This is a genomic window from Leclercia sp. LTM14, from assembly GCF_023736175.1.
Taxonomy (GTDB): Bacteria; Pseudomonadota; Gammaproteobacteria; order Enterobacterales; family Enterobacteriaceae; genus Enterobacter; species Enterobacter barmai.
Genome location: NZ_JAIKTT010000003.1, coordinates 247,549 through 270,427, shown reverse-complemented (window position 1 = coordinate 270,427; position 22,879 = coordinate 247,549). Strand labels below are relative to the sequence as shown.

General features: G+C 46.7%; 21 protein-coding genes and 3 pseudogenes. 6 read left to right on the top strand and 18 right to left on the bottom strand.

Annotated features, from left to right (window positions below):
- Positions 1-13: 13 nt before the first annotated feature.
- The 4 genes and pseudogenes from K5I40_RS10200 to aspA form a co-directional block, all read right to left on the bottom strand.
- Positions 14-1,711, bottom strand: coding sequence for a protein-disulfide reductase DsbD (locus K5I40_RS10200; RefSeq protein WP_223074486.1), 1,698 nt, complete (start codon positions 1,709-1,711; stop codon positions 14-16).
- The gene (gene cutA / locus K5I40_RS10195) at positions 1,687-2,004 is read right to left on the bottom strand and encodes a divalent cation tolerance protein CutA (protein WP_223074485.1); all 318 of its coding nucleotides are present in this window, start codon (positions 2,002-2,004) and stop codon (positions 1,687-1,689) included. Before cutA ends, K5I40_RS10200 begins: the two co-directional genes overlap by 25 nt.
- Before the next feature lie 120 nt (positions 2,005-2,124).
- Positions 2,125-3,425: pseudogene (locus K5I40_RS10190) on the bottom strand (anaerobic C4-dicarboxylate transporter).
- Between the two features lie 114 nt (positions 3,426-3,539).
- A complete protein-coding gene (aspA, locus tag K5I40_RS10185) occupies positions 3,540-4,976 on the bottom strand; it encodes an aspartate ammonia-lyase (protein ID WP_039028408.1) in 1,437 nt (478 codons plus the stop codon).
- 335 nt (positions 4,977-5,311) lie between these two features.
- Here aspA and K5I40_RS10180 point away from each other — a divergent pair, with 335 nt between their 5' ends.
- Positions 5,312-5,782 (top strand): FxsA family protein, encoded by a 471-nt coding sequence (locus K5I40_RS10180; RefSeq protein ID WP_223074484.1) that lies wholly within the window; start codon positions 5,312-5,314, stop codon positions 5,780-5,782.
- A 79-nt stretch (positions 5,783-5,861) separates the two neighbouring features.
- Here K5I40_RS10180 and yjeH read toward each other — a convergent pair whose 3' ends face one another.
- Positions 5,862-7,100 (bottom strand): L-methionine/branched-chain amino acid transporter, encoded by a 1,239-nt coding sequence (gene yjeH, locus K5I40_RS10175; RefSeq protein WP_039028410.1) that lies wholly within the window; start codon positions 7,098-7,100, stop codon positions 5,862-5,864.
- A gap of 177 nt (positions 7,101-7,277) precedes the next feature.
- On the opposite strand from yjeH, the gene K5I40_RS10170 reads away from it, so the two are divergent.
- From K5I40_RS10170 to K5I40_RS10160, 3 genes are all read left to right on the top strand, one after another.
- Positions 7,278-7,571 carry a co-chaperone GroES gene (locus K5I40_RS10170; RefSeq protein WP_032616151.1) on the top strand — a complete coding sequence of 98 codons (294 nt, stop codon included), beginning with the start codon at positions 7,278-7,280 and terminating at the stop codon, positions 7,569-7,571.
- A 44-nt stretch (positions 7,572-7,615) separates the two neighbouring features.
- Complete coding sequence (groL, locus tag K5I40_RS10165; RefSeq protein WP_039028411.1) at positions 7,616-9,262, top strand: chaperonin GroEL; 1,647 nt, start codon at positions 7,616-7,618, stop codon at positions 9,260-9,262.
- 137 nt (positions 9,263-9,399) lie between these two features.
- The gene (locus tag K5I40_RS10160; RefSeq protein WP_039028412.1) at positions 9,400-9,753 is read left to right on the top strand and encodes a DUF4156 domain-containing protein; all 354 of its coding nucleotides are present in this window, start codon (positions 9,400-9,402) and stop codon (positions 9,751-9,753) included.
- 65 nt (positions 9,754-9,818) lie between these two features.
- On the opposite strand, the gene yjeJ is transcribed toward K5I40_RS10160, so the two are convergent.
- From yjeJ to K5I40_RS10145, 3 genes are read right to left on the bottom strand one after another with little or no spacing between them, the layout of a single operon-like run.
- The gene (gene yjeJ, locus K5I40_RS10155) at positions 9,819-10,676 is read right to left on the bottom strand and encodes a YjeJ family protein (protein WP_223074483.1); all 858 of its coding nucleotides are present in this window, start codon (positions 10,674-10,676) and stop codon (positions 9,819-9,821) included.
- A 38-nt stretch (positions 10,677-10,714) separates the two neighbouring features.
- On the bottom strand, positions 10,715-12,826 hold the full coding sequence (locus tag K5I40_RS10150) for a peptidase domain-containing ABC transporter (RefSeq protein WP_223074482.1): 2,112 nt from the start codon (positions 12,824-12,826) through the stop codon (positions 10,715-10,717).
- Positions 12,819-14,105, bottom strand: a complete 1,287-nt coding sequence (locus K5I40_RS10145) for an HlyD family secretion protein (RefSeq protein WP_223074481.1) — start codon at positions 14,103-14,105, stop codon at positions 12,819-12,821. Before K5I40_RS10145 ends, K5I40_RS10150 begins: the two co-directional genes overlap by 8 nt.
- A gap of 199 nt (positions 14,106-14,304) precedes the next feature.
- On the opposite strand from K5I40_RS10145, the gene K5I40_RS23925 reads away from it, so the two are divergent.
- The gene (locus tag K5I40_RS23925) at positions 14,305-14,433 is read left to right on the top strand and encodes a hypothetical protein (protein ID WP_255588926.1); all 129 of its coding nucleotides are present in this window, start codon (positions 14,305-14,307) and stop codon (positions 14,431-14,433) included.
- Positions 14,434-14,568: 135 nt separating this feature from the next.
- On the opposite strand, the gene K5I40_RS10140 is transcribed toward K5I40_RS23925, so the two are convergent.
- The 9 genes and pseudogenes from K5I40_RS10140 to K5I40_RS10100 all read right to left on the bottom strand — a co-directional run bounded on the left by K5I40_RS10140 (position 14,569) and on the right by K5I40_RS10100 (position 20,636).
- The gene (locus tag K5I40_RS10140; protein WP_223074480.1) at positions 14,569-14,922 is read right to left on the bottom strand and encodes a hypothetical protein; all 354 of its coding nucleotides are present in this window, start codon (positions 14,920-14,922) and stop codon (positions 14,569-14,571) included.
- 175 nt (positions 14,923-15,097) lie between these two features.
- Entirely contained in the window at positions 15,098-15,451 is a 354-nt protein-coding gene (locus K5I40_RS10135; RefSeq protein ID WP_223074479.1) for a hypothetical protein, read from the bottom strand.
- 317 nt (positions 15,452-15,768) lie between these two features.
- Positions 15,769-16,728, bottom strand: coding sequence for a fimbrial protein (locus tag K5I40_RS10130; RefSeq protein WP_223074478.1), 960 nt, complete (start codon positions 16,726-16,728; stop codon positions 15,769-15,771).
- Between the two features lie 12 nt (positions 16,729-16,740).
- Positions 16,741-17,100 carry a FimD/PapC C-terminal domain-containing protein gene (locus K5I40_RS10125; RefSeq protein ID WP_251931019.1) on the bottom strand — a complete coding sequence of 120 codons (360 nt, stop codon included), beginning with the start codon at positions 17,098-17,100 and terminating at the stop codon, positions 16,741-16,743.
- A pseudogene (locus tag K5I40_RS10120) lies at positions 17,083-18,947 on the bottom strand (fimbria/pilus outer membrane usher protein); the annotation flags it as partial. The gene K5I40_RS10125 and the pseudogene K5I40_RS10120, both read right to left, overlap by 18 nt.
- 11 nt (positions 18,948-18,958) lie before the next feature.
- Positions 18,959-19,315, bottom strand: coding sequence for a FimD/PapC N-terminal domain-containing protein (locus K5I40_RS10115; protein WP_251931016.1), 357 nt, complete (start codon positions 19,313-19,315; stop codon positions 18,959-18,961).
- Positions 19,316-19,588, bottom strand: a complete 273-nt coding sequence (locus K5I40_RS10110; RefSeq protein ID WP_251931018.1) for a hypothetical protein — start codon at positions 19,586-19,588, stop codon at positions 19,316-19,318.
- A 12-nt stretch (positions 19,589-19,600) separates the two neighbouring features.
- Positions 19,601-19,968, bottom strand: a pseudogene (locus K5I40_RS10105) (fimbria/pilus periplasmic chaperone); the annotation flags it as partial.
- A gap of 113 nt (positions 19,969-20,081) precedes the next feature.
- Entirely contained in the window at positions 20,082-20,636 is a 555-nt protein-coding gene (locus tag K5I40_RS10100) for a fimbrial protein (protein ID WP_251929657.1), read from the bottom strand.
- Between the two features lie 500 nt (positions 20,637-21,136).
- Between K5I40_RS10100 and K5I40_RS10095 the strand changes: the two genes are divergently transcribed.
- Entirely contained in the window at positions 21,137-21,700 is a 564-nt protein-coding gene (locus K5I40_RS10095; RefSeq protein ID WP_251931015.1) for a winged helix-turn-helix domain-containing protein, read from the top strand.
- A 118-nt stretch (positions 21,701-21,818) separates the two neighbouring features.
- Here K5I40_RS10095 and epmB read toward each other — a convergent pair whose 3' ends face one another.
- Positions 21,819-22,847: an EF-P beta-lysylation protein EpmB gene (epmB, locus tag K5I40_RS10090; RefSeq protein ID WP_223074474.1), complete on the bottom strand. Its 1,029-nt coding sequence runs from the start codon at positions 22,845-22,847 to the stop codon at positions 21,819-21,821.
- Positions 22,848-22,879: the final 32 nt, after the last annotated feature.

The following is a 22,879-nucleotide window of genomic DNA, read 5'->3' as shown; positions in this document are numbered from 1 at the left end:
CTTAAAGTGTCGTTTACGGTTGGCGATCGCGCAAATGCGCGCTGAATGCGGCGGCATCCATAAAGCCCGTTACCCGTTGAGCGGACTGCTCCTCACCCTGAGCATTAAAAAACAGGATGGTAGGCAGGCCGAGCACCTTAAGCTCATTCAGCAGGACCTTATCCTCCGGGCCGTTCGCCGTGACGTTAGCCTGCAGGAGGACGGTATCTTTCAGCGCGTTTTGCACCTGTGGGTCGCTAAATGTGTATTTTTCAAACTCTTTGCAGGCGACGCACCAGTCGGCGTAGAGGTCGAGCATCACCGGTTTGCCCTGCGCCTGCGCCAGCGCGTGATGTAATTCGTCGACGTTCCTGACCGGCGTGAAATTCAGGTGCGCCCGGCTTTGCGCGGCCGGCGCGCCAAACACCCAGTCCTGTAGCGGGCGCACGCTAACCAGCGCGGCAGCCAGCAGCAGGATCTGCACAACGCGGACCCACGGCTTGCGGGCACTGAGGCTGCTGATAAATGCCCAACTAAAGAATGCCACCCCCAGCATGGCCCACAGGCGCATCCCCCAGACATCGCCGATCACGCGTTCCAGCAGGAACACCGGCAGCGCCAGGATCACAAAGCCAAACGCGGTTTTGACCGTTTCCATCCACGGGCCACTTTTGGGCAGCAGGCGGTTGCCGAATACCGTCGCCAGAATCAGCGGCAGACCCATTCCCAGAGCGTAAAGATAGAGCGTGCCGCCGCCGAGCCACATATTACCGCTCTGGGCGATATAGAGCAGGATCGCGCTGAGCGGGGCGGTGGTGCAGGGCGAACAGATCAGCCCGGCGATAGCGCCCATCGCAAATACCCCGCTCATGGAACCACCCTGCTGACGGTTACTCATCAGGGTTAAGCGGGTTTGCAGGGAAGAGGGCAGCTGCAGGCTGAAGAGGCCAAACATGGAGAGCGCCAGCAGGATAAACACCACTGACAGCCCGATAAGCACCCACGGATGCTGCAGTGCGGCCTGGAACTGGAGCCCGGCTGCCGCCACGATCAGGCCAAGCGCGGTATAGGTAAGCGCCATCCCCTGTACGTAGATAAACGCCAGCAGCAGCGCGCGGGCGGTGGAGAGACGTTGCTTGCCCCCGAGCACGATGCCGGAGATAAGCGGATACATCGGCAATACGCAGGGCGTAAAGGCGATGCCGATGCCGATCAGAAGGGCCCAGAGGGCGGAGAAGGGCAGTTCACTGCCGCTTTCGCCCGTCACCCCTGAGGGGAGAGGGGAAACAGCCGGTTGGTCAGTTGCGGTAACTTCGCTCAGCGGCACGACTTTGGTCTCGGGCGGATAGCATAAGCCCGCGTCGGCACAGCCCTGATAGGTGACCGTCAGGGTGGCACCTTTATCAGCCTGAGTGACCGTTACCGGGACAGACAGCTGGCCGCGGTAGATTTCGCTTTTACCGTAAAATTCGTCTTCGTGCGCCACGCCGGGGGGCAACTGGAGCTCACCGACCTGCGCCTGAGCGGGCGTAATGCTGATCTGTTTGCGATAGAGGTAGTAACCCTCCTTCACAGTCCAGTTGAGATTCAGTTCATGTTGGTTTTGCTGAAAATCGAACACGAAAGCCTGATCGGCTGGCGTGAAGTTTGAGCGGCCGGGTGCATCAAACAACCCGGCAAAAACTGATGTGCTGCACAGCAGCAGGATCAGCGTAAGGACGCGTTGAGCCATGAGAGATAGTCGTTATCACCGTGGAGCACTGGCAGCACCAGCAGTTCCGGGGTCTGGTAAGGATGATGCGATTTGAGGCAGTCGAGGAGTGCTTGCTGATGGGCCACGCTGGATTTAAGCAGCATCTGCACTTCATACTCCTGTTCCAGCTTGCCTTCCCAGTAGTAAAGGGAGGTGGCGCCGGGGAGGATGGTCACGCAGGCCGCGAGCTTTTCTGCCAGGACTTTGGCAGCCAGATCCTGAGCGGTAGCTTCATCAGGGGCGGTACAGAGTACAACAACAGTGTCACGCATATTCACAGGTCGACCTCGTTATCGCGTAAAAAAATCACTATATCACGACGGGCCGCTGCTCATTAATGAATCGGGCCGCTAAGCGGCCCGACTTTAACTCTTTTTACAGCCAAAAAAGGTTTACAGCACAATCCCGCCGATGATGAAGCCGAGGATCACGCACAGGGTAATGGCAATCACGCCCGGGATCAGGAAGGCGTGGTTAAACACGTATTTACCAATGCGGGTCGAGCCGGTGTCATCCATTTCGACGGCTGCAAGCAGGGTCGGGTAGGTTGGCAGCACAAACAGCGCGGAAACGGCAGCAAACGAGGCGATTGCAGTCAGCGGAGAAACGCCCAGCATCAATGCCGCAGGCATCAGCGCCTTGGTGGTGGCCGCCTGAGAGTAGAGCAGGGTAGCCGCAAAGAACAGCACCACCGCCAGCAACCACGGGTAGTTATGCAGCAGGTCGCCCGCAACGGTCTGGATATCGGTGATGTGGGCTTTGACGAAGGTATCGCCCAGCCAGGCCACGCCCAGTACGCACACGCAGGCGCTCATACCGGATTTGAAGGTGCTGGCATTAAGCACTTCGCTGGTGTCGATTTTACAGGTGATGCTAATCAGCGTAGCGATGGTCAGCATAAACACCACGATGGCTTCGTTACGCGGCAGAACCGGGTTCTGGATCAGCCCAACGGTATCGCTGATGGCGGTGGCATAGAACATCACCGCGACGATGCCGATCAGGAACAGCAGCACGGAGCGTTTAGCGTGTGGCTTCAGGATAAATGCCTGGCTGCCGCGCAGCTTCACTTCACCTTTTGCCAGACGCTCCTGATACACCGGATCGTCTTTCAGCTCGGCACCGAGGAAGTTACAGACCACCGCGGTGATCATCACCGCAATCAGGGTCACCGGAATACAGATCGCCAGCAGCGTCAGGTAGCTCACGCCCAGCGGCTCAAGAATACCGGCAAAGAACACCACTGCCGCCGAGATTGGCGAGGCGGTAATCGCAATCTGCGAGGCGACAACGGCAATAGAGAGCGGACGGGACGGACGGATGCCCTGCTCTTTCGCCACTTCGGTGATGACCGGCAGGGTGGAGAAAGCGGTATGGCCGGTACCGGCCAGAATAGTCATAAACCAGGTGACCAGCGGAGCAAGGAAGGTGATGTATTTCGGGTGACGACGCAGCATACGCTCCGCCAGACTCACCAGGTAGTCCATACCGCCTGCAACCTGCATGGCTGCGATAGCGGCGATAACCGCCATGATGATTTCAATAACGTCAAACGGGATAGCGCCTGGTTTAATTTGAAAAAGAGAGTGAGGACAAGCACGCCGAGACCGCCGGCGAAACCGATACCGATCCCTCCGAGCCTTGCGCCTAAGTATATCGCCAACAAGACGATGACGAGTTCTGCTCCGAACATAAGTGCCTACCTTGCTTATTAACAAGTTGATATTAAATTGTTGTGTTTTGGTAACGCCTAAAAAGAAAAAAGGCACGTCATCTGACGTGCCTTCATGAAGTTTAACCTGAACTGTTATTGTTCACTTTCATCCGTATATCTTTTTGCTTTATAGGCCGGGTGCATTAAGTTTTGCGCCGAGAAGATATCATCCAGCTCGGCTTCTGTCAGCAGTCCGCGCTCAAGTACGACCTCTCGTACGCTCTTACCGGTTTCAGCACAGATTTTACCGACGATGTCGCCGTTGTGGTGACCGATGAACGGGTTAAGGTAAGTCACGATACCGATAGAGTTATATACATAACTTTCACAAACCGCTTTGTTGGCCGTGATGCCGTTAACGCATTTTTCCAGCAGGTTGTAGCAGGCGTTAGTCAGGATGTGGATGGATTCAAACATCGCCTGGCCAATCACTGGCTCCATTACGTTCAGCTGCAGCTGGCCCGCTTCGGACGCCATGGTAACGGTAATGTCGTTGCCGATGACTTTAAAGCACACCTGGTTTACCACTTCCGGCACGACCGGGTTCACTTTGGCTGGCATGATGGACGAGCCCGCCTGCAGTTCCGGCAGGTTGATTTCGTTCAGACCGGCACGTGGCCCGGAGGAGAGCAGACGCAGGTCATTACAGATTTTGGACAGTTTCACCGCCAGGCGTTTCAGCGCGCTGTGCACCATTACGTAGGCACCGCAGTCGGAGGTGGCTTCAATCAGGTCTTCCGCCGGCACAACGGCCAGGTTGGAGACTTCGGCCAGCTTCTGCACCGCCAGCTGCTGATAGCCATCCGGGGTATTCAGGCGCGTACCAATCGCCGTTGCCCCAAGGTTCACCTCAAGCAGCAGTTCAGAGGTGCGCATCAGGTTGCGGGTCTCTTCATTCAGCAGCACGTTAAACGCGTGGAACTCCTGACCGAGGGTCATTGGTACCGCGTCCTGCAGCTGGGTACGGCCCATTTTCAGGATGTCCTGGAATTCGACAGCCTTGTTCTGGAAACCTTCGCCCAGCTGGTTAATCGCATCAACCAGCTTCACGACAGAGGCGTACACGGCGATACGGAAACCGGTCGGGTAGGCGTCGTTGGTGGACTGGCATTTATTGACGTGATCGTTCGGGTTCAGGTACTGGTACTCACCTTTCTGGTGGCCCATCAGCTCAAGGCCGATGTTTGCCAGTACCTCGTTGGTATTCATGTTCACTGATGTACCCGCGCCGCCCTGATAGACGTCGACCGGGAATTGGTCCATGCACTTGCCGTTGTTCAGCACTTCATCGCAGGCGGCGATGATGGTATTGGCGATGTTTTTAGGAATGGTTTGCAGCTCTTTGTTCGCCATGGCTGCCGCTTTCTTCACCATCACCATGCCACGGACAAACTCAGGGATGTCGCTGATTTTGCTGTTGCTGATGTAGAAGTTTTCAATCGCTCTCAGAGTGTGAACACCATAGTAGGCATCCGCTGGAACTTCCCTGGTACCCAACAAATCTTCTTCGATACGAATGTTGTTTAACATGTGAACCTTCTTTTCAAGCTGCCGATTGATGTACTAAACACACAGTACATATGTGGTTATGTCTATTTTCTGACCGACGATTATCCCCTGAATCGACCAGATACCCGGAATGATATGCTGATGATAGCGAAATGCCGTAACCTGGATCACTTATTATGGAGCCCGCGACATGATATTTATTAATCTGTGAAATGAATCACCGCTTTAATATTTCCAGAAAAAATATCCGTGCAAACCGATTGAATTTTGACTAAACGCCTCCATTTCTGACAGACGCGAATCGCAAATTGATACCGACAGGGGCCATAAAGGCGTCTGCCACACAGGAGAAGCCAGTGCGCTGGATACCGTTAGCTGCAATCTTTCTCTATGTTTACATAGAGATTTCTATTTTTATTCAGGTCGCCCACGTATTGGGCGTCCTGCTGACGCTGATACTGGTGATTTTCACTTCGGTGATTGGCATGTCGCTGGTGCGCAATCAGGGTTTCAAAAACTTCCTGTTAATGCAGCAGAAGATGGCCGCAGGGGAGAGTCCGGCTGCGGAGATGATCAAAAGCGTATCGCTGATTATCGGCGGTATTTTGCTGATTATTCCCGGATTTTTCACCGACTTCCTCGGCCTGCTGCTGCTTGTCCCGCCAGTGCAAAAGCTCCTGACGCTGAAGCTGATGCCGCATTTGCGTTTTAACCGTATGCCGGGCGGTGGTTTCAGCACCGGTACGGGCGGTGGCGAGACGTTTGACGGGGAATATCAGCGCAAGGATGATCAGCGCGACCGTCTGGACCATAAAGACGACCGTTGATTATGTGCCCGGCGGCGCTGCGCTTGCACGGGCCTGGGGAATCTGTAGGCCCGGTAAGCGAAGCGCCACCGGGCGTAACTTACACCGCACTCCGCTTCGGCAAAAACAGCCATAATCCCGCCAGCATCACAATTGCGTAGAGACTCTTCCATCCCACCATTGCCAGCAGCAGCAAACAGAGTACTCCGCCAATCACCGCCAGCGCTTTATAGCGGCCTTTCAGCAGACGACATCCCGCGAGCATGCACAGCAGGTAGATCATAATGAAAATGCCGTTGGCATAGACGATAAGCGCGTCGAGGTTGATGTCCAGCCAGTAGATAGCCAGCGTACTCAGCACACAGCAGCCCAACACCGTATTCAGGGCGTTGAGCGGCAGCTGACGTTTCGACAGTCGTGCGAGACGGCTTTCCGGCTTGTATAGGGCCTGGGACCAGACCAGTCGGGCAAAGCTCTGGATATAGATATTCAGGCTGGCAAAGCAGGCCAGATAGCCAATGACGCAGGCAATCCACAGCGCCTTCACGCCAAACAGCTGTACCACGATGGCAGGAAGCGAAGCCGCTGCCGCCATCTCGGCACCGTAGGCGGTAAAGTGGAGTACCAGCACCGTACAGGCCCAGTAGACCGTGCCTGCCAGCAACAGACCGATCATCAGGGCGCGCGGAAAATCCCGTTCCGGCTGTTTAAATTCGGAAGCCAGATGGGCAAAAGCCTCGAGGCCGACAAAACACCAGAACATCACAGAAAGCGCCGCGAAAAGCTGCGAGTGGTTGATATCTGTGACCGCAGGGAAGGGGATCTTTGAAACTTCAATATCTCCCGCCCACCAGATGGCGGCAATCAGCGCCACAATCAGAATGGCGACCAGGGTTTGCAGGTTGGCGCTGGAGCTGGCTCCACGTGAGCCAACCCACCAGACGATGGCCAGGGTGCCCAGCTCGGCCAGTAACAGCTGCGCGTCGTGCCAGCCAAAGAGGGCCTGACCGAAGCCCGTCGCGATATGCAGAGCGGCAGGCAAACCCACGGGAATGACGGAAAGGAACAGCCAGCCGGTGACGCGCTCCAGACGCGGGCCAAACGCCATCCCGACAAAGTGCGCTACACCACCCGCGCTCGGGAAGTGACGCCCGAGAATGGCAAAGACAATTGCCACCGGGAAGACCAGCACGATGAGCACCGGCCACGCCCACAGGCTGTTATCACCCGCCACCAGGGCTGCCAGCGCAGGCACGGCAAAAACCCCCGTACCTAATAAAGACGTTGAAAGTAAGCCAACACCCTGCGCGAGTCCCAGCTCCTGTTTGAGTCCACTCATTCCATTGTCCTGCCGCCATCAAAAGAGAGGCGATGGTAACACTTTCACAAATTTTTTTTCGACTACCCCTTGAAGGGGTAAAACCCCATCCCCATCTCTCAGGGCACTAGCCGGAAAACCGCTTACGGCCCGGCGTCACCCATAACTGATAATGACTTTCTCAAAGGAGAGCTATCAATGAGTATTCGTCCGTTACATGATCGTGTGATCGTCAAACGTAAAGAAGTTGAAACCAAATCTGCGGGCGGCATCGTTCTGACCGGTTCTGCAGCAGCAAAATCAACTCGTGGCGAAATCATCGCTGTCGGTAAAGGTCGCATTCTGGAAAACGGTAATGTGCAGCCGCTGGACGTTAAAGTTGGTGACATCGTCATTTTCAACGATGGCTACGGTGTTAAGTCCGAGAAGATCGACAACGAAGAAGTGCTGATCATGTCCGAAAGCGACATTCTGGCAATTGTTGAAGCGTAATCCGCGAACGACACTGAACATACGAATTTAAGGGAAAGATTAAAATGGCAGCTAAAGACGTAAAATTCGGTAACGACGCTCGTGTGAAAATGCTGCGCGGCGTAAACGTACTGGCAGACGCAGTTAAAGTAACCCTGGGCCCGAAAGGCCGTAACGTGGTTCTGGACAAATCCTTCGGCGCACCGACCATCACCAAAGATGGCGTTTCCGTAGCGCGTGAAATCGAACTGGAAGACAAGTTCGAAAACATGGGTGCCCAGATGGTGAAAGAAGTTGCCTCTAAAGCGAACGACGCTGCAGGCGACGGCACCACTACTGCAACCGTACTGGCGCAGGCAATCATCACCGAAGGTCTGAAAGCCGTTGCTGCGGGCATGAACCCGATGGATCTGAAACGTGGTATCGACAAAGCTGTCCTTGCTGCTGTTGAAGAGCTGAAAGCGCTGTCCGTACCGTGCTCTGACTCTAAAGCCATTGCTCAGGTTGGTACTATCTCCGCTAACTCCGACGAAACCGTAGGTAAACTGATCGCAGAAGCGATGGATAAAGTCGGTAAAGAAGGCGTGATCACCGTTGAAGACGGTACCGGTCTGGAAGACGAACTGGACGTGGTTGAAGGTATGCAGTTCGACCGCGGCTACCTGTCCCCATACTTCATCAACAAGCCAGAAACTGGCGCTGTTGAGCTGGAAAGCCCGTTCATCCTGCTGGCTGACAAAAAAATCTCCAACATCCGCGAAATGCTGCCAGTTCTGGAAGCCGTTGCGAAAGCAGGCAAGCCGCTGGTTATCATCGCTGAAGACGTTGAAGGCGAAGCGCTGGCGACCCTGGTGGTTAACACCATGCGTGGCATCGTGAAAGTGGCTGCGGTTAAAGCACCTGGCTTCGGCGATCGTCGTAAAGCTATGCTGCAGGATATCGCGACCCTGACTGGCGGTACCGTTATCTCTGAAGAGATCGGTATGGAGCTGGAAAAAGCGACCCTGGAAGACCTGGGTCAGGCGAAACGTGTTGTTATCAACAAAGACACCACCACCATCATCGATGGCGTGGGTGAAGAAGATGCAATCCAGGGCCGTGTGACTCAGATCCGTAAGCAGATCGAAGAAGCGACCTCTGACTATGACCGTGAAAAACTGCAGGAACGTGTTGCTAAACTGGCAGGCGGCGTTGCAGTTATCAAAGTCGGTGCAGCTACCGAAGTTGAAATGAAAGAGAAGAAAGCACGCGTTGACGATGCCCTGCACGCGACCCGTGCTGCGGTAGAAGAAGGCGTGGTTGCTGGTGGTGGCGTTGCTCTGGTTCGCGTTGCAGCGAAACTGGCTGGCCTGACCGCTCAGAACGAAGACCAGAACGTGGGTATCAAAGTTGCGCTGCGCGCAATGGAAGCTCCACTGCGTCAGATCGTTTCCAACGCCGGTGAAGAGCCGTCTGTTGTGGCAAACATGGTGAAAGCGGGCGAAGGTAACTACGGTTACAACGCTGCTACCGAAGAGTACGGCAACATGATCGACTTCGGTATCCTGGACCCAACTAAAGTGACCCGTTCTGCTCTGCAGTACGCGGCATCTGTTGCTGGCCTGATGATCACTACCGAGTGCATGGTCACTGACCTGCCAAAAGGCGATGCGCCTGACTTAGGTGCTGCTGGTGGTATGGGCGGCATGGGTGGTATGGGCGGCATGATGTAATCATGTTGTTCTGCACCTCGCAGAAATGAATAAACCCCCGGTCAGAAATGATCGGGGGTTTTTCTTTTGGTCATCTTTTTAGTATAAGGTTTAGACGCGGGCAGCACGTGCCCAGCTTATTGAAAACGAGGAATAACATGCGCGTTAAAGTGGGTGCAGGGATAGTAGCAGCAGCGTTGCTGCTGGCGGGTTGTAGTTCCGGTAACGAACTGTCTGCTGGTGGGCAGAGCGTTCGCTTTGTGGAAGATAAGCCGGGCAGTGAATGTCAGCTGGTCGGTACCGCAACCGGTAAACAAAGTAACTGGCTCTCAGGGCAGCATGGCGAAGAGGGCGGTTCGATGCGCGGCGCGGCAAACGCGCTGCGTAATCAGGCGGCAGAGATGGGCGGAAACGTGATTTATGGCGTGAGCAGTCCGACACAGGGGATGTTGTCGAGCTTTGTCCCGACCGCCAGCGAGATGCAGGGTCAGGTTTATAAGTGCCCAAACTGAGTCTGATAACGTTATCCCTCTGTATAAAGAGAGGGATAACGCTTTAAAGAATTTCGGTATTTACATTACTGGCTAAGAGCGGTTTTTGTTTCAAGACAAAAGTTATGTAACGCTCGCAGACTCTCATCCCGGGTTAAGATCTGATTTTGAGCCGTGGGAATTACATGAGTAAAAGTCTGGCAGAGCGTATATTTTTCACGCATTGCTTTGCATGTAGGCGTCAGCGATGCAATTTTCTGCAGAATATTCTCTGCCTGGGGTGAATCAGGTTCTACATTAATTTTAATTATGTTTCCCGCCAAGAGTTGCTTACCATTCTCGGTTTCGAAGCAATAAAGAATGGCAATATATTTTGCGAAAAAATATTGCTTCCATGGCTCATGTTTTAATTCATTATATTTAAGATTGCTGATGTTTGATAAATCAACATCCAGAAGTACCATGAAGTCCATAAAGGTACCAATCATACGTAATGTTTCATCGTCCTTGATATACTCAATCGCTTTCCTGACCGCTAAAAGAACAAATTCAGCCTGTGTATCATCAATCTCAATGGTTATTACATGTTCATTATGTAAAACAGCTATCAGAGAAAAATGGTCTTGACTCAGTTTTGGTGCAATAGACATCACCAAATTACCTGGGTCAGGCTGCATAACTTCCTCTTGGGTGATTAAAGGAATATTGTTAGCCAGCAATTCATTATCAGCAACACATTTCGCTTTATAATCTTCGCCTTGAGTAGTAAGTCGTTGCCCGACCCGTGAAGCGCAGCCCCGTAGTATGAGAAGAAAATCAATAAGCGTGGGGATCTGCATAAAACACATGCGTTCATTATTACTGCTATCTTTAAATTTAAATGACATCAGAAATAAACGATCATCCTGGATAATCGGTGCAGTATTAATTCCTTTAATTCCCATGTTGTTGATTTCCTTTCATTAATGTAAAACGTGAACAATCAATTTCTGTAGTTTGAAAGATCGATAACACGATCGGCCGAAGCAATTGTCGATGGACGATGAGCAACAATGACGCGCGTGATGCTTAGGTTTGAAATGGCCTGGTTAATATGTGACTCATTGCTGAGGTCAAGATGGCTTGTAGCCTCATCCATAAAGAGAATGCTTGGTTTACGATAAAGCGCTCGCGCTATAAGTAAACGCTGTTTTTGCCCACCAGAAATACCTAAACCTAATTCACCCACGAGCGTTTCATAGCCCATAGGCATTTTCATAATTTCATCGTGTATGTTGCTGTTACGGGCACATTGCTCAACAAGTTGCTGATCTATATTTTCTCCGAAGCAGCAAATATTCTCAGCAATGGAGCCGGAAAAAAGTCGATCTTCCTGTAAAACACATGCTGTACTGAGACGATAATTATTCAACCCTATTTTGTTGATATCCAGATTGTTTACCAGGACATCTCCAGTTGTTGGAGAAAGAAGCCCGCACATAACCTTTAAGAGCGTGGTTTTCCCTACACCTGAAGGCCCAACCAACGCAATCGATTCGCCTGGCGAAATAGTGAGGTCAAGGTTGGAAAAAATGGGCTGAGAGAACGGATCGTACTGATAGCTCAAGTTTTTAATTTGAATACCTACCGCATGGTTATCATCGAAAACACGACGAGATGGCAGTTCTGCTTCAGGTTCAGTAAAGACAATCTCTGAAAGTCTTTCATTATGTAATGACAGCATCCTGACTTGCATAAACAGGTCAATGAGACTTGATGCACGCTGTGAGAATTGTCCTCGATAAGCATTGAATGCCATGAACATCCCAAGGGTCATATTATTCTCAATGACCATCACAGCGCCTAACCACAGGATAACGACCTGATCTAATGTGGAAATGAAAGTATTGACGCCGCCAAACATCATATCGAAACGAGTCTGTTTGATTCCGGCATTGCAGGCATCAATATTAATATTTAACCAATGTTTGGAGCGTATATCCTTAAGGTTGAGTGCTTTAATAGTGGCAATCCCATAAAGGGTCTCCATAAAATGTGAATTGGAACGCGCCCCTTTAATGACTTGCTCTTCAGAAACGCGGCGATAAAAGCGGTAGGTCGCCAAACGCATAATAGCGTAACATGCGGTAAATCCTATAACCACCCAGACGAGCCAACCGCCGTAAAGCGTGAGCATCACTAACAGACCAATCGTCATGATTGAATCGATCACACCGGAAACGATGCTGTTAGTAAAAGTAGAACGTATAGTATCTAACGACGAAAAGCGTGATTGAATATCACCCAAGTGACGTTTTTCAAAAAATGATAGTGGCAGGCCAGCCAGATGATCAAATAACGTAGTTTTCCATTGAATGTTAGTCAACGTATTAAGCGTTAATGAGGTCCATGCACGCAACATACTGATAAATGTACGAAATAATGTAAAAGAAACCAGGCCTATACAAATTACCGCAAGTAAACTTTGATCGTGAGCCATGATAACATGGTCAGTAACTAACTGAGTCCCTATTGGCAATAACAGGCCTATCGCTTCTATAACGACTGAGAAAGCGAATAACTTAGTAAGGGTACCTTTTAAACCGACAATGTTTCGCATTAAATCCATAAGACTTAAGCGAGTTTTAACTTTCTCCTGCTTGAAGCTCTTATCCGGCCAAAGTTCAAATGCTACGCCAGTGAAGTAGTTAGACATCTCCTGAACGCCAATAACGCGTTTACCTAGTGCGGGGTCATGAATAATGAAGCTCGATTTGCGCACTTTCGTTAAAACAACATAGTGATTCATCCCCCAGTGAATAATGCAGGGGAGCTTCAGTTGCTTAATTTCATTAATATCCAGAGAAAGAGCCCGGCTTTTTAACCCGGCACGTTCAGCGATACGACTTAAAGAAACAAGAGTTACACCTTGCGCCGAACTACCAAACCGCTCACGGAAAGTGAAAAGATCGACGTTCAGTCCATAATATCCAGCAACCATTGCAAGGCAGGCAACGCCGCATTCTGATGCTTCAGATTGCAAAATAACCGGTGTTTTTTTTCGCAGGGAAAAGTTAAGTTTGTCTGTAATAAGTGTAAATAATTCTTTATTCATTGATCGGTCCAACAACGCTTTGAGTTATTTTCTGTAATGGCGTAAACATCCACATATACAGTGGTCGTTCTTCAAGGAAGACGATAGCTCGGGCTTTCAAACCATTCGATAATTGAAGGTTTTTTCCATTGTAATGGAAATTCTTATTCTTTATTTTAATGATGGCCTTATAGAGCGCGAGTTCTTGTTGGTTACCGCCTGAGTAAACGTTGGTATATTCCGTCATTTCCTGCCGTGATGCTGGTATAGAAGAAATTGACAAAACCTCTCCGGGGAACTGGCCGAATTTATCTGACGGAAATGCATCATAGCGTATATTTACAATATCACCCTGTTTAACATATGGGATACTGTTATTAGGTAACCATAATATGAGAAAATACTCAATGTTACCTGTGGGTTTTATTTGAACCATAGTGCTGCCTTTATCGACCATTTGCCCAATAGTGACTGCAACAGATTCTATCTTTCCTTGCGTGGTCGCTTTTATTACAACATTACCGTTAGCATTTGACTCTACAGCTTGATTTTTATAATCATTTATTTGGTTTTTCTGATTAGAGATTTGATTGTCAAAGTCAGAGGCTTTTATTATCAAATCACTTTTAAGTTGAGTTAATTGCGATTCCAGTTGCATTTTTTGGCTAATAAGAGATTGATATGTACCCTGCTGCTGAAAATAAAGCGAATGCTGGTAGTTATATTGATCTTTAGTTATCAGCCCTTGCTTCAGGTAAGAATCGTAACTAGCAAGATTTGACTTCATTTTGCTCAATCCTGCGCTCGCATTATTCAGCATGACTTTTGTTTCTTTCAGCGAATCAGTGTATTGTTTAACCTGAGTTTCTGGCGCTTCTAATGTTTCATCTTTGTTAGTCGAAATTTTGGCAATGATTTCCTCAGCATTACTAATTTTTTCTAAGATTGCTGCATTCATAGCGTCCGTAACATTACCCATGACTGTTGAACGAGATACATCGAGTTCATACAAGGGGGTGCCTTTCTTTACGAAATCGCCTATCTCAACGTGTTTTTTGACGACGAAACCTTGTTGAGGAGAGTAGACATTGACTGAGTGAGGGATTGTGATGACCTCTCCACTGACATCTATACGCTGCGTATAGCTACAAAAGGTGAGCGTTGAAATGAGAATGAGTAAAAATGCCACTGCGAAAAAGGTAATTAACCAGGCGGGCATTCCGGCTAATAGTAATGCTTTCCCCTTCCAATGGTTTTTTTTGTATTCAATCGCTTCCTTGCGAAATAATTTATTGCTCATAATTGTGTAAGCATACTTAGTGGTTAGGGTTAATAGTGTAAGGTCAATACTTCCAATTAATACGACCTCATTGATCGAATGTGAGCATTGATTATGCTAAATGTATTAAAGCTTATGGAGCATGATGAATTTACTTTCATGGATTATAAAGCGGTTTTCAACCAATAGCGATTAAGGATTTCTAAGGTGACATTGTGGTATGGATTATGATCGACTGACTGACATCGATTTACATGTCTGGATTATGGAAACTGCTTTGCATGATGAGTTAATGCCGACATTGCAGGGGGAATTTGTGAATGCCGAGCCAACTGCTTTAAAAAAATGATACTGCAATTTTTTAAATGAACAAAACACTAATGTAAAAAGCTGGCAAGGTATTATGTAAAAATATAGCGTTACCTAATACAAGGCCAGCTGAATTAAATTTTTCTTTTATGTGGTACCTTCAGGCAGCACTTGCTTAAGAGACCCAGGAACCTGAAGAGAAGGAGTCGAGAATCATATTAGCAACGCGATCTCCTGCAGCAACTCCGTGGTACGCACCATAAAAACCGCCAGCCAGAGCACCCAGCACCACACCTGCACCCCATCCTACGATAGTGCCGATTACGCCAATACCGAACATTCCGCCACCGCTGGAACCACCGTAGTAACCACCAATCACGCTACCCCAACTCGCGGTTAAAACGGCGCTGTAAACAGCACCCAAAGCGGTATCGGCAATACCTGGAATAATTCCCTGAGAACCATTTAACATTTCAGCCAGTCCGGCGCCGGATACTTGTTCCATTTCAATAACTGAAATTTCTTTCATATAAATTCCCTCTATATAAGTAAATTCTATCAAATAAGATCCTATAGCTGCTCTTTAATTATCTTGTAATGATGGTTATTCATAACAAACCAACATGTGACGTTTGTATTTATTAACAAGCTATAGGGTTATTTGGTATTATGAACTTTTACTTTCAAATAAAGTATAATTAAACTTATGCTACCCACGAACCGCTGGAGAAGGCATTTATCATAGTTTCCATGATGTGGTCACCTGCCGGAATGCCATGGAATGCACCATAAAGGCCTCCAGCTGCACCACCAAGCACTACACCTGCTCCCCAACCAACAATGGTGCCAATTACGCCAAAGCCCAGCATACCACCGCCACTTGAACCACCGTAGTAACCGCCAATTACGCTACCAAAAGCAGCCCCAGAAACAGCCGCATAGAGGGCGCCTAACACTGTATCAACAGCCCCATTAATAATACCCTGTGAACCATTTAACACTTCAGCGATACCGGCACCTGAGACTTGTTCCATTTCAAAAATTGAAATTTCTTTCATTTTAATTTCCTTTTAATGACATTAATTAACTATGATTGTTATCTTCAATGAACGACGCCTTGTAAGCATGCATCGTCTGGAGGTAAATATTACTCGAAGCTAGTATTAATACAAGTTAATGGTTTCTTTAAAATATTTAATTTAATTATTTGGGTTTTTTGCTTGTGTTAATTTTAGTGCATTTTAATTGTTAATGCATTTTCTTAAAAATGCGCTGCATTTAACTAAATGCAGCGCAATAGATAGCTTAATTTATCTGAACTATTCAGCGTCTAATAGGCTTAGAGCCTATTTATATGAATTCATATATAAAAGCGTTAATACTGGTTGATAGTAAACGTCATTGCTGCATTAGCAGTACCTGCAGTAACAGTCGTGGCGATTTTCTTATAGCGCGCAACAAAAGGTATGGAGACGACTTTCTCCATGTTGGAATGATATTTCACCTCATTATCAAAAATTAGTGGCGAAGAATCATCCCGATTCAGTATTTCAATAGCCACACCTTTTGCCGCATTTTCAACTGTGTTGTCTATATTCAGTATGCCATTACCAGTACTTCCTGTTGTGGCTTCAAATGAAACAAAGACAGGTAAATCATTTTCATCACAATCTAAAGTTACGCTGAAATTTTTAGATGGTCCCGTAGTGCCCACACCTCCAAAAACGGTGTAAGATGTGGGGGGCATTGGTACAACTTGGTTACGATTACCAGGATCGACAACACAGCTTTTTTTTGTCCAGGCAAGATTGGTTGAAAGTGTGACAGTGGCAATATTTTGTTTATCAAGAGTATACTTGGCAACCACCCCTTTTAAGGTAGTGCCAGTAGAAATTTTTCCCGTTTTTATAAAATATACCGTTGTTCTACCCACAGTTTCCCATGGAATCAAATCCTGGTATCTGATGTTAGTCTCATAGGGCACCATATTTACACGTTTCTGCAAATCTGAAATCTGCAAACCAATACCAGGCACGCCAGATGAATATATATTCCCATTTTCATTACTGCCTACCACTGTATTAAATGGGCTTTGCATCGAAGAGGCATATTTGCCGCTTTTTGTATTGGGCGCACAGATTCCTTTCACACCTGAAGTATTCACTTCGGCTTTTGCAAGTAGTGAACCATCATCCATATCTGGGTCGATATATAGAATTGTTTGTGGGATAGGATAATCTTTAAAACTCATATTACAGAAGTCTGCGGCCAGGCTTTGATAGTTATAGAGAGCAAGCAACAGTGTTCCGCTTGTGATGACTCTTTTTCTGAACATTTCAAATTCCTTTTAACGGCATATAGAATTGGCTTGCGTAATTCCATTAACAGCACTATTACTTTTTAGCTGATACTGTGCTTTACATTTTTGATGATTATTTCTGCCCCATTGGACGTCTAACGTTCCACTCTCATCTAGTCCTGACATGTAGACCTGACCACCATCGCTGACTATACCGTTTGATGATTGACCATTAACTGTTGAAAGGTAACTAACGGTTGCACCAAAAGGTATGCTTTTACCTGACGAATCATTGAGCGTTAAAAATGCTCTTAAACCAACGTTCGCAGAAAACTCAGCCCGTGTGATTGAGCCTCTTGATGGAATCACGCTTGTTGTTGCAATTTCGATTTCGGCATTGTCCGGCATTGTTTCTGTATCCAAAGACACATCATTACGTCGATATAAGGCAACATTAGGAACAATGGTATATCCACGGTAGTCCGTAAATACCCCAACATCATTAGAAATCGCGCGCCATTTACACCTGGTACTTTCACCAATATTGCACTGTCAGAGAATGCTTGACCAAACGTAAGGCCGTCTTCATGAAGTATCATACTTCCAGATGCGCCATAATTGATGTTTTGCCGGGAGTTATCGTAATCATAATTAGCATAGACTTCCCCATATGTACCGCTGTAATCAACGCCAGCACTACCACTTGCATAATTTCGGTTATCATATGCCTGCTGAACGTTCCAGCTTAAATTATTTCCTTCCAGTGCAGTGCCAGTCAGACCCACGGTATTTGCTGTTGAGCCGGGTGAACTTGTGGTCATACCATAATTAAGCCAGGTATTCTGCATAAATGCCGAAAAAGGTACTGAAACATTTAACGAAAAAAGCTTCTCATTCTGCTTATCTGAATATTCAGATGAATATTGATTATAGGCATAATTAAGAGTGTAGCTTATTCCTTTCCAGCTATTACTATAGCCAATATTTGCAGAGGTCGTTTTACGTTTCTGGTTCCAGTAATCTTCTATGTAACCGCCAACATTAATGTAGCCCCACTGGTCAGGTAAATTCTGACTAATGGTTAATTCTGAACGACTCTTTAAGCGATCGATCATGTTATAGGAATAACTATCCCGATATGTATCCAGGGTATCATTTAGGGTCATGAAACCGCTGGTTGAATAACGATAACCCGCAATCGATACGTTTGTCCCTGTTGAGCTTAGGTTTTTACTATAGCGAAAACGGATAGACTGGCCCGAGAGATCGTCCCTGTTTTTTAGTTTTGACCATGCTTGCGTAACATCTACGGAAACTGCACCCAAATCGCCTAAGTTATTACCTATACCCGCAGTTATCGCTTGGTATTTTGATGCCGCCTGGAAGCCACCGTACAATGTTGTATTCAAAGGCAGGCCATAACTTGCAGTTGCTTGCGTAAAGGGTGTTTCATCCACTTCGTCATCAGAAGGACGATATAAACCTGAAGTGATGCTGTATTTTAGACTTCCTTCTCGACGCAATACGGGCAGAGAAGCATAAGGAACGACAAATTGTTGCTTGCTACCATCAGCTTCCTCAACTTCCACCTCAAGATCACCACTTCCGCCAGTAGAGTAGAGATCGGTAATTTCAAAAGCGCCGGCTGGAACAAATGATTGGTAGATGGTATAGCCGTTTTGTTTGATTAGTACTTTGGCATTTGTCTTAGCGATACCACGAACAACAGGCGCATATCCCTGTAAACTTTCAGCATCCATGCTTTCATCTGTTGAAAGTTGTGCCCCTTTAAACGGAACGCTATCAAAAATATCTGAAGATGTGAATTTTTCGCCCAATGTCAAAACGCTTTTTAAGGGGATAATATTTCGTTCTGAGTAGGTATAAACAGTATCCCAGCTATCATTGTTATTATTCGATGATTTGTTCCAGGTGCTATAATTACGCAAGCGCCAGGCCCCAATGTTTAAACCTGGCAATAAATTTAAGCTGTACGTTTCGTTATCAGGATTGTTATCGCGTGAATAACCCTTACTCCCGTAAGCACGATAATTTAAAAATAAGCTGGTAATCCCATTGTCATAATATTTTGGATCTACATATCCACGAACAGTTGCAACTAGTGCAGCTTGAGGTATGCTTAATTTAAGCTGCTGTAAGTTGAAGTTAAATTGAGAGTCAGCCTCAGGAATCTGCTTAAGATCAACACATCCTTTTTCATCAACCTTCAAGCTCTTAATTGCCTTCGTTCTAATTCCATAGCTATTTAATTTGTCAAGGCTAAAACAAGGGACAAGGTCATTGCTTTCTTTTTTAAGGTTGTAAAAACCACGTCCGATGTTTCAATGAATTCACCATTGATGAATACATCAACCTTATAGACTCCAGGGGCCTGACTATTGGATTGTTCGTAAGCCGAAAGATCGACTCGTGCTCCTGAAGCGTTAATATCATTAAGGAAGGCGGGGTTGAACAGGTCGCGTGCCATCGCCACTGACGGCATTCCGATAATATTTAAACTTACTAGTATGGTTAAGCAAGATCGTAACTTGAATTTTATAGTGGCCATCTTAACTATCCCTGTAAATATAAAATTAAAATAATCAGGCTTTGTTATATTCATTTATAACTTCGCTGTATGAGTGTTCCCTTTTCCTCCATGGTCATTTATAACACTCCATTCTAGAACACCAATTTTACTGGTTCCCTGAGGAAGTTCATATGTTGTGGACGACATTGGGGGCAAATAGTTTTTTTCTGCCATAGGGATGACTTTCCCATTTAATGTGATTTGCGCCAGGTTTAGATAATAGGGTGAGGAATTTTTACCCGTGATACTGTTTCCATTTACCGTCCATATTATTTTCTGGGAAAATGTTTCTGGTATGTCATACATTAATGCTTTAGGCCGGTAAATCAGTTTCATCTTTGTTCTAACGGCAATTTGCAGTGTATTTCGGTCTTCTTCAGTACTTGACGCCGGAATCGATGTGATATTTAAAAAGAACAAACTTTCCCTGTCAGTAGGAAGTTGATTATTCGTTTTGAAAATGCGAATGACATTTTTTTGATTACCATCATTCTGAATAATGGAGGTGTAACTATAAAATGTGATCCCGAGAGGTTAGAGTTCTCTATCCACGATTTAATTAAGTAGGGTGATGCATCTTTGTTAGTAATATTTACGGATGCTTCTTTTTTTCCTTCTGTATAAATAACTCGCGTTGCACCTATTTGTGTTCCTGCATATGCGGTGCAGGTTGACAATACCAACATTAGTGCCGTGTTTGATATGATTTTCTTAAACATACATCACCGGAGAAAAGTAAATATTCGCCCCATTTTCAGGAGCGAATAGAATTTATAATCAATTTATTAATTAAGAATAATTAATAAGTGACCAGAAGTGTTGCGGTTGCGTTAGCAGTACCTTCTTTAACGTCTTTTTCTACCTGAACGTAGTTCGCTTTAAAATCAACATTCGCGCTACCATTGGTCAGTGTAATTGGTGCAGATTTAACGCCTAACTTCATATGGGTGCCGTTGCCATCTAAAAGTTTGATTGCAACACCAGTAGCTACACCGGTGTCGCCATAATCAGCCAGTTTCAGATAGTCGTTGTTACCGTTATAGTATTCACCATCAAACGCAACGTACGCAGCAGTTTTGGTGGTTGGGCATCCGCTCAGAGAAATATCGATAGATGCCAAGCCATCTGCGCCACCTGCAGTAGAACCTACACCGGTAAACTGGCTTTTAGGCACGTTACCCAGTACAACAGTACCAGCAGAAGCACCTGAATTCTGTACGTCAACAGTACATGAACCATCAGTGATGCTGCCCTGGAACTGAACGGTACCATCGCTTGCCAGTGCATTCAGGGAAACGAGGCTACCAGCGGTCAGCAATACAGCAAGAATATTTTTTTCATTACGATAATCCATATTTGTAAGTACATCGTCCTTAAATAACTATCAGTATAATAAGTAATAAGGCTTTTAAGATCTTCTGTTTTGTTATTTTAGTATAACTAAAATTCGGAATCGTAAAATTTATACTTGCTACTTATTAGGTGTTGCTCTGAAAGCTATCTAGTATCATTTTCTCTCATCACGTTTGCAAACTGCACCCGTGTGGAGTGACAAGGAATTTAATATAGACAGGGATAAAGTACATGTGAATTCTTACTAAATAATATGTGATATATGTGTCCTTAATCCTACCTTTAGGCTTAATAAACCGTTGAAGATGTGATTTTAGGATAATGGCATTCTTTTGCGGAAGTCTTAAATCATGGTAGTCTTCGCTATACTTTAGGGATGAAGTAGAGATTTGAAATGTGAAGTCACTTACCCTTTTGGTTCACAATGGCGGATTATGATTTTTAAAACAAATCGTTCTAACTTCATGTTTTTAATCAATTTGATGATTGCGGAGAGATATTTTGGCATTTACACGATTTATAATTAATAAGGAAGTGATATTCGATTCTGATGCTAATATACTGCATTCTGTAGAGGATGAATCGATAAAGGTGACTCTCAATGCCCCAACAGCGCGTTGCCTCAAGCTTTTACTCATGAGCAATGGTAAAGTTATTTCACGAGAAGAGTTTCTGGCAGAGGTATGGAACGCGAGAGGCGTGGTTGTTTCACAAAACACATTTTATCAAAATATATCATTGTTGCGTAAATCGCTGGAACAGGCTGGCTTGTCTAAAGATATCATCGTCACTGTTCGACAAAGGGGGTTTGTTCTTGCTTCTAATATTGAAGTAACTCCTTGTTCCAACACTGAGGGTAATAATGAAGAGGGGGGTATAAAGGAAAGGATAAAAAAATCGGGTTATGATGAAGAAATCAAAGTGGTTAACAGGAACACATTAGGCCATGAAAAATTTTTTTTTGGAAAAAAGAGTGTGCTTAATATACCTGCTTGGATTTTATTAGTTCTTATTGTTATGGCTGCCATTAATATTATCTTGCTCTTTTTTAATATTATTATTTGAATAACCGTGTTTTTTGATATGAATCAGTCACCAGATTTCAGTTGTTACTTAAAAAGGTGCTTGTATGTGGTTTTGTTCGCAAAAAGCCTGCCAGGCGAGCCCTGGCAGTCCATTTCTTTCAGCACTGTTTAAGCCCTAAATCCAGCGGCGTCTTACTCGGCTCCCCGCCAATCTCACGTGCCAGCTTCGGTACCATATACCCTGAAATCATAGTCAAAAGCTCACGCATAATGGCGCGAGCTTCATCATCATCCACCATAAAGTGCGCAGCACCCTGTACTTTATCCAGCACGTGGATGTAGTAGGGCATTACTCCGGCATTAAACAGCGCATTACTCAGATCGGCTAACGTCGCGGCATTGTCATTCACACCACGCAGCAGGACGCTTTGGTTGAGCAGTGTCACGCCGGCCCGGCGCAGACGACCCATTGCGTCCCGGAACGTCTCGTCAATCTCGTTGGCATGGTTGATATGGTTCACCAACAGGATTTGCAGCGATGATTGTTCCAGGCGATGGGCCAGCCCATCGGTAATACGCGCGGGGATAACAATCGGTAAACGGCTATGAATTCGTAACCGTTTAATATGCGGGATCGCTTCCAGCTCTGTAATCAGCCAGTCCAGTTCGTGATCTTTCGCCATCAATGGATCGCCACCGGAGAAGATGATCTCATCTAGCTCAGGATGGGAGGCAATGTAATCAAGCGCCGTCTGCCAGTTACGTTTGTTGCCCTGATTATCGGCGTAGGGGAAGTGGCGACGGAAACAGTACCGGCAATTTACCGCACAACCGCCTTTAACCAGCAGCAGGGCGCGATTGCGGTACTTGTGCAGTAAACCGGGCACCACGCTGTTCTGCTCTTCAAGGGGATCGGTGCTGAAACCGGGGGCGGCGATAAACTCTTCCTGCGAAGTAAGCACCTGTTTTAAGAGTGGATCCTCAGGATTACCTTTCTCCATACGTGCAACAAAAGCACGTGGAACACGCAGCGCAAAGAGGCGCTTCGCTTCTCGTCCTGCAAGAAGTTTTTCGTCAGCGTCTACATTTAAGAGACGCAGCAGTTCATCCGGACTGGTGATTACATCTGCAAGTTGCAATAACCAATCTTCTCTGGATGGGGTGTTTAGGGTTACAATATGCGCCATTTTGTGGCTTAGCTACCAGTTAACAATTTCAG

What these genes read in the sequence shown, in the direction of transcription:
- K5I40_RS10200 (WP_223074486.1), bottom strand. Translation starts at nt 1,711, where the DNA reads ATGGCTCAACGCGTCCTTACGCTGATCCTGCTGCTGTGCAGCACATCA.
- cutA (WP_223074485.1), bottom strand. Translation starts at nt 2,004, where the DNA reads ATGCGTGACACTGTTGTTGTACTCTGTACCGCCCCTGATGAAGCTACC.
- aspA (WP_039028408.1), bottom strand. Translation starts at nt 4,976, where the DNA reads ATGTTAAACAACATTCGTATCGAAGAAGATTTGTTGGGTACCAGGGAA.
- yjeH (WP_039028410.1), bottom strand. Translation starts at nt 7,100, where the DNA reads ATGAGTGGACTCAAACAGGAGCTGGGACTCGCGCAGGGTGTTGGCTTA.
- K5I40_RS10170 (WP_032616151.1), top strand. Translation starts at nt 7,278, where the DNA reads ATGAGTATTCGTCCGTTACATGATCGTGTGATCGTCAAACGTAAAGAA.
- groL (WP_039028411.1), top strand. Translation starts at nt 7,616, where the DNA reads ATGGCAGCTAAAGACGTAAAATTCGGTAACGACGCTCGTGTGAAAATG.
- K5I40_RS10160 (WP_039028412.1), top strand. Translation starts at nt 9,400, where the DNA reads ATGCGCGTTAAAGTGGGTGCAGGGATAGTAGCAGCAGCGTTGCTGCTG.
- yjeJ (WP_223074483.1), bottom strand. Translation starts at nt 10,676, where the DNA reads ATGGGAATTAAAGGAATTAATACTGCACCGATTATCCAGGATGATCGT.
- K5I40_RS10150 (WP_223074482.1), bottom strand. Translation starts at nt 12,826, where the DNA reads ATGAATAAAGAATTATTTACACTTATTACAGACAAACTTAACTTTTCC.
- K5I40_RS10145 (WP_223074481.1), bottom strand. Translation starts at nt 14,105, where the DNA reads ATGAGCAATAAATTATTTCGCAAGGAAGCGATTGAATACAAAAAAAAC.
- K5I40_RS23925 (WP_255588926.1), top strand. Translation starts at nt 14,305, where the DNA reads ATGGATTATGATCGACTGACTGACATCGATTTACATGTCTGGATTATG.
- K5I40_RS10140 (WP_223074480.1), bottom strand. Translation starts at nt 14,922, where the DNA reads ATGAAAGAAATTTCAGTTATTGAAATGGAACAAGTATCCGGCGCCGGA.
- K5I40_RS10135 (WP_223074479.1), bottom strand. Translation starts at nt 15,451, where the DNA reads ATGAAAGAAATTTCAATTTTTGAAATGGAACAAGTCTCAGGTGCCGGT.
- K5I40_RS10130 (WP_223074478.1), bottom strand. Translation starts at nt 16,728, where the DNA reads ATGTTCAGAAAAAGAGTCATCACAAGCGGAACACTGTTGCTTGCTCTC.
- K5I40_RS10125 (WP_251931019.1), bottom strand. Translation starts at nt 17,100, where the DNA reads ATGCCGGACAATGCCGAAATCGAAATTGCAACAACAAGCGTGATTCCA.
- K5I40_RS10115 (WP_251931016.1), bottom strand. Translation starts at nt 19,315, where the DNA reads ATGAATATAACAAAGCCTGATTATTTTAATTTTATATTTACAGGGATA.
- K5I40_RS10110 (WP_251931018.1), bottom strand. Translation starts at nt 19,588, where the DNA reads ATGTATGACATACCAGAAACATTTTCCCAGAAAATAATATGGACGGTA.
- K5I40_RS10100 (WP_251929657.1), bottom strand. Translation starts at nt 20,636, where the DNA reads ATGGATTATCGTAATGAAAAAAATATTCTTGCTGTATTGCTGACCGCT.
- epmB (WP_223074474.1), bottom strand. Translation starts at nt 22,847, where the DNA reads ATGGCGCATATTGTAACCCTAAACACCCCATCCAGAGAAGATTGGTTA.